Here is a 12,229-nt window from a genome sequence, read left to right as displayed (position 1 = left end):
CGTGGTAGCGGTTGTCTATGAGCGAACCGGCAAGACTTCGGGAAAGAGTTTCAGATGGCCTCGGCCTGGCTGCCCCGGCAGCGCAGCCGGCGGATCGTGCCGACACCACATCTCACAAAGCCATTGAGCGCCATGAGGTCGACGCCAGGTCGATCGCCCTCCATGTCGCCGTTTCATTGTCGGTGGGTGCGTTCTCTGCGGCCCTGATTGCGCTTGCGGTGCCCTATGCGGTCACTGTCGCGCTGGCATCCTTCTTCGCCGCCGTGCTCGTCGGTCTTCTGTTCTACGCGCTGTTCAGCAAATCTTCACCTCTTCCCGACGAACTGCCAGCCGATTTCTCGGATGTCCGTCTGCGGCAAACGCAGAACCGTTCGCTGATTGCCGGGATGCAGGAAGCCATGGGCGATATAGTCGTGATCCGCAATATGGACCGGCGTATCGTCGAGGCGAACACCGTCTTTCGCGAAATGACGGGGTGTTTTGCTCCCGAAGGGCTGAGCTGCGAGGAGATAGGCATCGCTTTCCGGCCGGGCGGCAAGGCTCACGTTTATGACGTGGAAATCGCGACCCCTTTCGGGCAGCGCATTTTCTCCTGGCATGATGCGGTGACCCGCGATCTCGCAAGCAGCCGTCTTCTTATCAGCAGCATCGCAAGGGACGTGACCGAAGAGCGTCTGGCGCTTGGCGAAAGGGAGGACGCCCGGTTGCGCGCCGAAAAGGCCGATGCCGAAAAAGCGCGGCTGCTGGCCACCGTAAGCCACGAAATCCGCCTGCCGCTGTCAGGCATGCTTGGCATGAACCATCTTCTGTCGCAGACGAAGCTCAACCAGGAACAACGGAATTATCTCGATGGCATGAAGCAGTCCGGCCAGTCGCTTGTGCAGCTGGTCGAGGACCTGCTGGACTATTCGACCATGGAGGCGGGCCGTTTCAAGCTCAATCCGCGTGCGGAAAACCTGCGGCGGCTGATCGAGAGCATCGTGGAAATGCTGGCGCATCGCGCCCATGAAAAAGGCATCGAAATCACCTCTTTCGTCACGCCCGATGTGCCAGATTATCTGGATTTCGATCCGGCAAGGCTGCGCCAGGTCCTGTTCAACCTCCTCGGAAACGCCGTCAAATTCACCCGGGAAGGTGGAGTGGTCATCCGGGCGCATATGGTCGAGGGTGAATTGCTGATCACCGTCGAAGATACCGGCCCCGGTATGAGTGCGGCGGAACAGGCCCGTATTTTCGGTGAGTTCGAGCAGGCAGGCCCGATGTCTCAGAGAAGTGCAGGCACCGGGCTCGGTCTTGCCATTTCAGCCCGCATCGTGCGGGAATTCGGCGGCAGCCTCACCGTGTCGAGCCGCAAGGGCAAGGGCAGCACCTTCACGCTCGCCTTCCGCCCCGGCAGCGCGCCTGCCGGGATGCCGGACCAAGGCCGGCGTCATTGCCTTCAGCATACGAATGTCCTGCTGGTTGCCCCCAGGGGTGTGGCGGCAGCGGTGACGATGGAGGCGATAGAGGCTTTCGGCGGCAAATGTATTCTCATCCATCAGCCGGAGGATCTGGAAAGGCTGAAGGACAAGACGGGTGGCGTGGCCGCCAGCCTCACCGATATCATCGTCGATCAACGTATTTCCGCTCTCTTCAGGGACGATCTGAAGGAGTGGCCAAAACAGAATGTTCGCCGCACGCTGCTGGTCAGTCCCGAAGAGCGGCCTTCGACGATGCATGTATCCTTCGATGCGTGGCTGATCCGGCCGCTGCGCGAAAAATCCCTGATCGACGTCCTGTGCGGCCGCCTGCGTGGAATAGAACGGCGCGACGCCATCAACGACAATCACCCGGATGTGGGGTTTTCGTCGCGGGTGAGCGAAGGCGCAAGCGGCATCGAGATCCTCGTGGCCGAGGACGACGCCGTCAATGCCCGCATCATTCGCGCCGTGCTCGAAAAAAGCGGCTTTATTGTCCGCACCGTTGACGATTTTCACGCCTTGCAGCAGTCGGTGGCGCTGGGCGCCTCTCGATTGCCGCACCTCATCATTTCCGATCTCAATATGCCGGGTGGTGAGGGGCTGGAGGTGTTACCCGACCTTCTCCTGACGCTGAAGGGCGAGGCAAATATTCCCGTTATCGTGCTGAGCGGCGATGCGAGTGCCGCGACCGCTGAAATCTTGCTGGAGGCCGGTGCGGCCAAGGTTTTGACCAAGCCTGCCGACCCGAGGCGGCTGGTCGAGGAAATTCGCCGCCTGCTGGAGGCGAAACGTGTGTCGCCATCATAATTTAACAGACTCGATCTGGCTGCATTTTGTCACTATTCTGTCGTCAATTAGTGATTTATGACAGGAAAATTCTTTGGTGGCGGAGCGATTCCCCATGGTTGCCGAAATACTCAATCACGACATTTGTGAAAACAATGTTGTCATTCACCCCCGTCCTGAGACTGTGCAGGATAATGAGGGTCTTTTCGGTCGTATCGGCACACTTGAAACACGGCTCGCAAGAAATGAGCGTGAGATCGATGCCGCACAATCCGTGCGTTACCGGGTCTTTGTCGAGGAAATGAAGGCGCGCCTTCCGGCGGAAGCGATGCGCCGCAAGCGCGATATCGATGCCTGGGACAGTGTCTGCGACCATCTGCTCGTGCTCGACAAGGCGATTGAAGGCGACAGCGAAGACCAGATCGTCGGCACCTACCGTCTGCTGCGTCAGGAAACGGCACTCGCCAATAACGGTTTTTATTCCGCAAGCGAATTTGATATCGCCGGACTGGTCGCACGCCATCCGGGCAAGCGTTTCATGGAGCTTGGCCGCTCCTGCGTGCTGCCGGAATATCGCACCAAGCGCACGGTCGAGCTTCTGTGGCAGGGCAACTGGGCCTATGCCGTGAAACACCGCATGGACGCGATGATCGGTTGCGCCTCCTTCCCCGGCGTGCAGCCCGAAGCCCACGCGCTTGCGCTGTCCTTCCTGCATCATAATTGCGTCGCGAAGGGCGAGTGGGCGGCGTCTGCGCTTCCCGAGCTTTACCATGAGATGGACCTCGTGCCGGCCGAGGCGCTGAACGCCCGCAAGGCGCTGAATGCCATGCCGCCACTGATCAAGGGCTATATGCGTCTCGGCGCCATGTTCGGTTCCGGCGCGGTTGTGGATCATGCCTTCAACACCACCGACGTCCTGGTGGTCCTGCCGGTATCGTCCATCGCCGGCCGTTACATCAGCTATTATGGCGGCGAGCCCGAGCGCATCAACGGCTGACCGGATTTTGACGCGGGCGGGGCGGGATGTTCCTGTGGGCAGCGGTCCCGCGCGTGTTGTGTCGGGGCTGCCATTACCGCTAGTGTCGGCGCTCCTTTTTCGCAACACGACATGACATCGGCAAGCCATTGACGGACGTTTTGACCACCGCTTCCCTGATTACGGAGGAGAGCCGCGCTTCGGCCACTCCGATGATGGAGCAATATATCGAGATCAAGGCGAACAATCCCGGTTCGCTGCTGTTCTACCGCATGGGCGATTTTTACGAATTGTTCTTTGACGATGCGGTCGAAGCCTCCCGTTCACTGGGCATCACGCTGACGAAACGCGGCCAGCATATGGGGCACGATATCCCGATGTGCGGTGTTCCGGTTCATGCGGCCGATGATTATTTGCAGAAGCTCATCCTGCGCGGTTATCGCGTCGCTGTCTGCGAGCAGGTGGAAGACCCCGCCGAGGCAAAGAAGCGCGGATCGAAATCCGTGGTCAGGCGTGATGTGGTGCGGCTTGTCACGCCCGGCACCCTGACCGAAGAAAAACTGCTCTCACCGACGGAATCCAACTATCTGATGGCGCTCGCCCGTATCCGCGGCAGCGCCGAGGCGCAGTTCGCGCTGGCCTGGATCGATATTTCCACCGGTGTCTTCCGTCTGGCGGAGACAACGCTGACACGGCTTCTCGCCGACATCTGGCGTATCGACCCGCGCGAACTGATCGTTGCCGACAGCCTGTTTCACGACGAAGAGTTGAGGCCAGTCTTCGACGTGCTGGGCCGTGTGGCCGTGCCGCAACCGGCCATCCTCTTTGACAGCGCCACGGCGGAAGGGCGCATCGCGCGTTATTTCAACGTCTCGACGCTGGATGGTTTCGGCACGTTTTCACGCGTGGAAATGGCGGCTGCCGCTGCGGCCGTGGCCTATGTCGAAAAGACCCAGATCGCCGAGCGCCCGCCTCTCGGCGCACCGGAGCGTGAAAGTGCGGCTTCGACCCTTTTCATCGATCCCGCCACCCGCGCCAATCTTGAACTGGTGAAGACGCTATCAGGCGAAAGAGACGGATCGCTGCTGCATGCCCTCAACCGCACTGTAACAGGCGGCGGCGCGCGACTTCTGGCCGAGCGGCTGATGTCGCCCTTGACCGACCCGGAAAAGATCAATGCCCGTCTCGATGCCGTGGCCTATCTCATCGATGACGTCTCCCTCTGCGATGGCCTGCGCGACGCCCTGAAACATGTCGCGGATATGCCGCGCGCACTTTCCCGCCTTGCGCTGGAACGCGGTGGCCCGCGTGATCTCGGCGCTATCCGGCAGGGGCTGGTTTCGGCCGAAAAAATTGCGGCCATTCTTGATGATGGGCTGCTGCCAGATGAGTTGGCGATGGCTCTCAAGGATTTGAAAGCCCTGCCGGGCGCTCTTGAGGCGATGCTCGGCTCGATGCTGGCTGACGATCTGCCGCTTCTGAAGCGCGATGGCGGTTTTCTGCGCGAAGGCGCCAACCCTGAACTCGACGAGGTGCGGGCGCTACGCGACCAGTCGCGTCGTGTGATCGCCGGTCTGCAATTGAAATACGCCGATGAGACCGGCATTAAGTCGCTGAAGATCAAGCACAACAACGTGCTGGGTTATTTCATCGAGGTGACGGCGGGCAATGCCGATGTGATGATGGCGACGGACGAGGCCAAGGCGCGTTTCATCCACCGCCAGACCATGGCAGGCGCCATGCGCTTCACCACCACCGAGCTTGCCGATCTCGAAAGCCGCATCGCCAATGCCGCCGCACATGCTTTGACGATGGAGCTGGAGGCCTTCGCGCGCATGGTCGAGGCCGTGGTGCAGCAGGCGGAAGCGATCAAGGCCGGCGCGGCGGCACTTGCCACCATCGATGTCGCCTCCAGCCTTGCCTATCTGGCGACGGAGCAGGCTTATTGCCGACCGATCGTCGATGCCTCGATGACCTTTGCGATCCGCGGCGGGCGTCATCCGGTGGTTGAACAGGCCCTGCGACGCCAGTCGGCGGGACCGTTCATCGCCAATAATTGCGATCTGTCGGCTACCGAGGGCGGCAAAAACGGCGCGATCTGGTTGCTTACCGGCCCGAACATGGGCGGTAAATCGACATTCCTGCGCCAGAATGCGCTGATCGCCATCCTTGCGCAGATCGGCTCCTTCGTCCCGGCAGAAGCCGCGCATATCGGTGTCGTCGACCGGCTGTTTTCCCGTGTTGGCGCATCGGACGATCTGGCGCGCGGTCGCTCGACCTTCATGGTGGAAATGGTGGAAACCGCCGCCATTCTCAATCAGGCGACGGATCGCTCGCTGGTCATTCTGGATGAGATCGGCCGTGGCACGGCGACGTTTGACGGTCTTTCCATCGCCTGGGCGGCGGTCGAGCATCTCCATGAGGCCAATCGTTGCCGTGGCCTCTTCGCCACCCATTTCCACGAGCTCACCGTGCTGTCGGAAAAACTCGGCCGCCTCTCCAATGCCACGATGCGGGTGAAGGAGTGGGAAGGCGACGTCATTTTCCTGCACGAGGTCGGACCGGGTGCTGCGGACCGCTCTTACGGCATCCAGGTGGCACGGCTTGCGGGCTTGCCGGCATCGGTGGTCGAGCGCGCCCGCGAAGTGCTGACGAAGCTCGAAGATGCCGACCGCAAGAACCCGGCCAGCCAGCTGATCGACGATCTTCCGCTGTTCCAGATCGCGGTTCGCCGTGAGGAAACCCGCAAGGCTGGACCATCGAAGGTGGAAGAAGCTTTGAAGGGGTTCAACCCGGACGAAATGACGCCGCGTGAGGCATTGGACGCGCTCTATGCGTTAAAGAAAGAACTTGGCAAGGCTTAAGAGGATAGACTGCCTGTCCATCGCCTTTAAAACTCGCTATAGGACACTCCCATCGCAAGCGGTGGGATTTCCCACAGGACATGGATACCGGCATAGATGGCCATCAAGGACCTGGATTTTTCCGCAATTCTCGATGTATCGGCGCTGAAGCGCGAATGCGACATCATCTTCAAGGAAGACGGCAAGCGCATCGCCGATGTCAGATCCGATCTGCTGCCGATCTTTCGCAAGGCCAGCACGGAAGGCCGGGAAAAAGCACGCGAGCTGCTGAAATCCGAGGGTGGCGGCATCGATTGCGCCAGACGCATCTCCTGGCTTCAGGACCGGCTGATCGAGACGCTTTATGATCTGACCTGCCAATATGTCTATCCGAAAGACGCGCCGCAGATCGCTGTTGCGGCGGTCGGCGGTTATGGTCGTGGCACGCTGGCGCCGGGATCGGATATCGACCTCCTGTTCCTGCTGCCGGCCAAGAATACGCCGGATATGCACAAGGCCGTGGAGTTCGTGCTTTATCTCCTCTGGGATCTCGGCTTCAAGGTCGGCCATGCCACCCGCACGGTGGATGAGTCTATCCGCCTGTCCAAATCCGATATGACGATCCGCACCGCCATTCTGGAAGTGAGGGCGATCTGCGGCAAGAAATCTCTGACCGACGATCTCGAGAAACGTTTCGAGTCGGAAGTCGTCACCGGCACCGGCCCGGAATTCATCGCCGCCAAGCTCGCCGAGCGTGACCAGCGCCACCGCAAGGCGGGCGATACGCGCTATCTGGTGGAGCCGAACGTCAAGGAAGGCAAGGGTGGTCTGCGCGACCTGCACACGCTGTTCTGGATCGCCAAATATTATTACCACGTCCGCGATACCGCCGATCTCGTCAAGCTTGGCGTCCTGTCGCGGCGTGAACTCAGGCTGTTCGAAAAGGCCGATGATTTTCTCTGGGCCGTACGCTGCCAGATGCATTTCATCACCGGCAAGGCGGAGGAACGTCTTTCCTTCGACATCCAGCGTGAGATTGCCGATGCCCTGAATTATCAGCCGCGCCCGGGCCTTTCCGCCGTCGAGCGTTTCATGAAGCACTATTTCCTCGTGGCGAAGGATGTGGGTGACCTGACGCGCATCGTCTGCGCCGCGCTGGAAGATCGGCAGGCGAAGGACGTGCCGGGCCTGTCGGGGGTTCTCAGCCGCTTCGCCCATCGCGTCCGCAAGATTCCAGGTTCGGTGGAATTCGTGGAAGATCGGGGGCGCATTGCGCTTGCCAAGCCGGATGTGTTCAAGAACGATCCGGTCAACCTGATCCGACTTTTCCATATCGCGGATATCAACAATCTCGAACTGCATCCGGATGCGTTGCGTGTGGTCACCCGCTCTCTGTCGCTCATCAATGACGAGCTACGCGAAAACGATGAGGCGAACCGGCTTTTCCTGTCGATCCTCACGTCGCGGCGCGACCCGGCCTTGACGCTGAGACGCATGAACGAGGCCGGTGTGCTCGGCAAGTTCATCCCCGAATTCGGCAAGATCGTCGCGATGATGCAGTTCAACATGTATCATCACTATACGGTGGATGAGCATCTGATCCGCTCCGTCGGCGTGCTCTCGGAAGTGGACAAGGGAACGGCTGTCGATGCCCATCCGCTCGCCAACCAGCTGATGCCGAGCGTTGAGGAGCGCGAGGCGCTTTATGTCGCCGTCCTGTTGCACGACGTTGCCAAGGGCAGGCAGGAAGACCACTCGATTGCCGGCGCGCGCGTGGCCCGCAAGCTCTGCCAGCGCTTCCGCCTCACCGGCAAGCAGACAGAAACGGTGGTCTGGCTGATCGAGCAGCATCTTCTGATGTCCATGGTCGCCCAGACGCGCGATCTGCATGACCGCAAGACCATCACCGATTTCGCCGACAAGGTGCAGTCCATGGAGCGGCTGAAGATGCTGCTGATCCTCACGGTCTGCGATATCCGCGCGGTTGGTCCGGGCGTCTGGAACGGCTGGAAGGGGCAGCTGCTGCGTTCGCTTTATTACGAGACCGAGCTGCTGCTGTCAGGCGGTTTTTCGGAAGTCTCCCGCAAGGAGCGCGCGCAGATTGCCCGCCAAGCGCTTTACGATGCGCTCGACGACTGGGGTCAGAAGGCGCGGCGCAAATACACCAAGCTGCATTATGAGCCCTATCTGCTGACGGTCGCGCTGGAAGATCAGGTGCGCCACACCCGCTTCATCCGCGAGGCCGACAAGCAGGAAAAGGCGCTGTCGACCATGGTGCGCACGCATTCCTTTCACGCCATCACCGAAATCACCGTGCTGGCGCCAGACCATCCGCGCCTGCTCTCGATCATCACTGGCGCTTGTGCGGCGGCCGGCGCCAACATCGCCGACGCGCAGATATTCACCACATCCGACGGGCGTGCATTGGATACGATCCTGATCAACCGCGAGTTCCCGATCGACGAGGATGAGACACGACGCGGCAACAATGTCGGCAAGCTCATCGAGGAGGTTCTGTCCGGCAAGCAGCGCCTGCCGGAAATGATCGCTACCCGCACCAAGAGCCGCAGGAAGAAAAGCGCCTTCACCATTCCGCCCTCCGTCATCATTTCCAACGGGCTTTCGAACAAGTTCACCGTCATAGAGGTCGAGTGCCTCGACCGGCCCGGACTTCTTGCGGATATGACGGCAGTGATCGCCGATCTGTCGCTGGATATTCATTCCGCCCGCATCACCACCTTCGGCGAAAAGGTCATCGACACCTTCTATGTGACGGATCTCTTCGGCCAGAAGGTGACGAACGACAACCGGCAGGCCAGCATTGCCACGCGCCTCAAGGCCGTGATGAGCGAGCAGGAAGACGAATTGCGCGACCGCATGCCGAACGGCATCATCGCCCACCCAGACGTGGCGGCGCTGCCGGCTGCGCGCACGGCAAAGGCTTGAGATCATGAGCCTGATCGGCAAGTTCGCCACCGTCGGCACGGCCACGCTCGGCAGCCGCATCTTCGGTTTTGTCCGCGAGACCCTGATGGCGGCCGCCGTTGGCACAGGCCCGGTGGCCGATGCCTTCAACGCCGCCTTCCGTTTCCCGAACACCTTCCGGCGTCTCTTTGCCGAAGGCGCGTTCAACTCGGCCTTCGTGCCGCTTTTCGCCAAGGAAATCGAGGCGAATGGCATGGAAGGCGCAAGACGCTTTTCCGAAGAGGTTTTCGGCGTTCTCTTTACCGTGCTTCTGGCCCTGACGATCCTGATGGAACTGTCGATGCCGTTCATCGTACGTACCGTGATTGCGCCGGGCTTTCTGGAAGACCCGGTGAAGTTCGACAACACCGTCCGTCTCGCCACCATCATGTTCCCCTATCTCGCCTGCATGTCGCTGGCGGCGATGATGGGCGGCATGCTGAATTCGCTGCACCGTTATTTCGCAGCGGCTATCGCGCCGGTTTTCCTCAACATCATCCTCATCGGCGTGCTCGCCTTGGCATGGTGGAAGAACTACGACCCTCTGCAGGTGGGCTTTGCCCTGTCCTGGGGAGTGATGGTTGCGGGTCTGGTGCAGCTTGCCATCGTCTGGATCGCGGTGCGCAATGCCGGCATGCGGATCGGTTTGCGCAGGCCCAGGCTGACGAAGAACGTCCAGCGGCTTCTGGTCCTCGCCCTGCCGGCGGCGATAACCGGCGGCATCACCCAGATCAATCTCCTGATCAACACCAATATCGCCTCTGCCGGCGAAGGTGTGATCTCCTCGCTCGCCTATGCGGACCGGATTTACCAGCTACCGCTCGGTGTCGTCGGCATCGCCGTCGCTACCGTGCTTCTGCCGGAACTGGCGCGGGCTTTGCGCGGCGGACATATGGTCGAGGCGGGAAGCCTGCAGAACCGTTCGGTCGAATTCGTGCTGTTCCTGACATTGCCCGCAGCGGCCGCCCTTCTCGTCATGGCCGAGCCCATCGTGCGTTTTCTCTACGAGCGCGGCAATTTCTCGCCTTCGGCCACCATCACCGTTGCGCAAATCCTCGGCATATACGGTCTTGGCTTGCCGGCTTTCGTGTTGATAAAAGCATTTATTCCCGGTTTCTTCGCCCGCGAAGACACCCGCACGCCGATGATCTTTGCGGCAATTTCCGTGGTGGTGAACGTCTCGCTCGCGCTGACGCTTTTCCCGCGCCTTGGCGGTCCGGGCATCGCCATCGCTGAAATAACCGCCGGCTGGGTGAATGCCGCCCTGCTGTTCGGCATGCTCCTGTGGCGCGGGCACTGGCAGGTGGATATTCCGCTGCTGACCCGCATTCCGCGATTGCTTCTGGCCTCTGCACTCATGGCCGGCTTCGTGCACTATGCGCTGACCTATCTGAGCTTCGAGCTGTCTTCCGCCTCCTCGATTTTTGTTCGGGCAGGAACGATCATGGCTCTCGTATTCGCAGCCATGCTGGTCTATTTCGCGCTCGCCTTCGTGTCCGGCGGCGCTGATATCGGCATGGTGAAGAGAGCCATCCGCAAGCGCGGCAAGAAGAGCGTCGAAACGGAGGCTGGCTGATGTCCTTTGCTGAAAACCGGCGCATCGCTCTCGTCACCCTTGTTGTGGATGATTACGACCGGGCAAAGGCATTTTATTGCGAGGCTCTCGGGTTCGAGTGCCTTTCCGATCAACCGCTTGGCGATGGCAAGCGGTGGGTGGTGGTGAAGCCGCAAGGGACTGAAGGCGCCGCCCTGCTGCTTGCCCAGGCGGATGGTGAACCGCAGCGGTTTGCCGTCGGCAACCAGACCGGCGGACGGGTCGGATTTTTCCTCCACACCGACAATTTCCAAAGCGACTATGAGACCATGCTTGCGCGCGGCGTGCGCTTTCTGGAGGAACCGCGCCATGAGGTTTACGGTTCTGTCGCAGTCTTTTCCGACCCTTATGGAAATCGCTGGGATCTTCTGGAACCGCGCGGCTAAGATGCCCTGAAACCGCTTGATTGCGAGGGGCTGCGGGTGCATAAGCGCGCGTGCAATTCCAACCATGGGCGGGGCCCTCCACAAGCCTTTTCGAGGACGACAATGAACGCATTCAAGCCGCTGGTTTTCTCGGGCGTCCAGCCGACCGGCAATCTGCATCTCGGCAATTATCTCGGCGCGATCCGCAAGTTCGTGGCGCTGCAGGAAGATAACGACTGCATCTATTGCGTGGTCGATATGCACGCCATCACCGCCCAGCTCGTTCACTCCGACCTGAAGGCGCAGACCCGCTCCATCGCCGCCGCCTTCATCGCGTCGGGCATCGACCCCGTGAAGCATATTGTCTTCAACCAGTCGGCCGTGCCGCAGCATGCGGAACTGGCATGGGTGTTCAACTGCGTGGCGCGCATCGGCTGGATGGAGCGCATGACGCAGTTCAAGGACAAGTCCGGCAAGAATGCCGAGCAGGTCTCGCTCGGTCTGCTGGCCTATCCGAGCCTGATGGCCGCCGACATTCTCGTCTATCGCGCCACCCATGTGCCCGTTGGCGACGACCAGAAACAGCATCTGGAACTCGCCCGCGACATCGCCCAGAAATTCAACATCGATTTCGGCGACCATATCCGCAAGGCGGGTCTCGGGCTCGACATCACGGTGGGCGACGAGCCGGTGCATGCCTATTTCCCGATGGTGGAGCCGCTGATCGGCGGTCCGGCCCCGCGCGTGATGTCGTTGAAGGACGGCACCAAGAAGATGTCGAAGTCCGATCCATCCGACCTGTCGCGCATCAACCTGATGGACGATGTCGATGCCATCTCCAGAAAGATCAAGAAGGCAAAGACGGATCCGGATGCGTTGCCGAGCGAAGTCGAAGGCCTGAAGGGACGGCCCGAGGCTGAAAACCTCGTTGGCATCTATGCCGCGCTCTCCGACAAGACGAAGGCGGATGTTCTTTCCGAATTCGGCGGGCAGCAGTTCTCGGCCTTCAAGCCGGCTCTCGTCGAGCTTGCCGTCAATGTGCTGGCGCCTGTGAACAATGAGATGCGTCGCCTTCTCGACGACCCGACCCATATCGATGCCATCCTCAGCCAGGGTGGCGAACGGGCTCGCGCGATCGCTGAGAAGACGATGAACGAGGTGCGTGACATCATCGGCTTCCTGCGCTGACCACGCACCGCCTGCGAACAACGGCAGGCGGTTTGCGCCTGCCGTGATTTGAT

7 protein-coding genes are annotated in these 12,229 nt (G+C 60.6%); all 7 read left to right on the top strand.

Translation table 11 applies throughout. From position 1 onward, the window contains the following. The first annotated feature begins 17 nt into the window (after nt 1–17). Nucleotides 18–2,267: a hybrid sensor histidine kinase/response regulator gene (locus G3A56_RS09755; protein WP_082183582.1), complete on the top strand. Its 2,250-nt coding sequence runs from the start codon at nt 18–20 to the stop codon at nt 2,265–2,267. Between the two features lie 94 nt (nt 2,268–2,361). Next, nucleotides 2,362–3,243: a l-ornithine N(alpha)-acyltransferase gene (olsB, locus tag G3A56_RS09750; protein ID WP_003493518.1), complete on the top strand. Its 882-nt coding sequence runs from the start codon at nt 2,362–2,364 to the stop codon at nt 3,241–3,243. A gap of 191 nt (nt 3,244–3,434) precedes the next feature. Further along, nucleotides 3,435–6,086 carry a DNA mismatch repair protein MutS gene (gene mutS, locus G3A56_RS09745; RefSeq protein WP_082183583.1) on the top strand — a complete coding sequence of 884 codons (2,652 nt, stop codon included), beginning with the start codon at nt 3,435–3,437 and terminating at the stop codon, nt 6,084–6,086. A 96-nt stretch (nt 6,087–6,182) separates the two neighbouring features. Continuing rightward, entirely contained in the window at nt 6,183–9,011 is a 2,829-nt protein-coding gene (locus G3A56_RS09740) for a [protein-PII] uridylyltransferase (protein ID WP_003493521.1), read from the top strand. Nucleotides 9,012–9,015: 4 nt separating this feature from the next. Beyond that, the gene (murJ, locus tag G3A56_RS09735) at nt 9,016–10,605 is read left to right on the top strand and encodes a murein biosynthesis integral membrane protein MurJ (protein ID WP_003493523.1); all 1,590 of its coding nucleotides are present in this window, start codon (nt 9,016–9,018) and stop codon (nt 10,603–10,605) included. After that, nucleotides 10,605–11,009 carry a VOC family protein gene (locus G3A56_RS09730; protein WP_082183584.1) on the top strand — a complete coding sequence of 135 codons (405 nt, stop codon included), beginning with the start codon at nt 10,605–10,607 and terminating at the stop codon, nt 11,007–11,009. The genes murJ and G3A56_RS09730 overlap by 1 nt, the downstream gene beginning before the upstream one ends. Nucleotides 11,010–11,111: 102 nt before the next feature. Next, complete coding sequence (gene trpS, locus G3A56_RS09725; RefSeq protein ID WP_082183600.1) at nt 11,112–12,176, top strand: tryptophan--tRNA ligase; 1,065 nt, start codon at nt 11,112–11,114, stop codon at nt 12,174–12,176. The last annotated feature ends 53 nt before the right edge of the window (nt 12,177–12,229 follow it).

Origin of the sequence: Rhizobium oryzihabitans (genome assembly GCF_010669145.1) — a bacterium.
Lineage (GTDB): Bacteria > Pseudomonadota > Alphaproteobacteria > Rhizobiales > Rhizobiaceae > Agrobacterium > Agrobacterium oryzihabitans.
This window is presented reverse-complemented; position numbering and strand designations above follow the sequence as displayed.

Excerpts from the sequence above, each read along its gene's own strand:
- G3A56_RS09755 (WP_082183582.1), top strand. The coding sequence starts at position 18 with ATGAGCGAACCGGCAAGACTTCGGGAAAGAGTTTCAGATGGCCTCGGC.
- mutS (WP_082183583.1), top strand. The coding sequence starts at position 3,435 with ATGATGGAGCAATATATCGAGATCAAGGCGAACAATCCCGGTTCGCTG.
- murJ (WP_003493523.1), top strand. The coding sequence starts at position 9,016 with ATGAGCCTGATCGGCAAGTTCGCCACCGTCGGCACGGCCACGCTCGGC.
- G3A56_RS09730 (WP_082183584.1), top strand. The coding sequence starts at position 10,605 with ATGTCCTTTGCTGAAAACCGGCGCATCGCTCTCGTCACCCTTGTTGTG.
- G3A56_RS09740 (WP_003493521.1), top strand. The coding sequence starts at position 6,183 with ATGGCCATCAAGGACCTGGATTTTTCCGCAATTCTCGATGTATCGGCG.
- trpS (WP_082183600.1), top strand. The coding sequence starts at position 11,112 with ATGAACGCATTCAAGCCGCTGGTTTTCTCGGGCGTCCAGCCGACCGGC.
- olsB (WP_003493518.1), top strand. The coding sequence starts at position 2,362 with ATGGTTGCCGAAATACTCAATCACGACATTTGTGAAAACAATGTTGTC.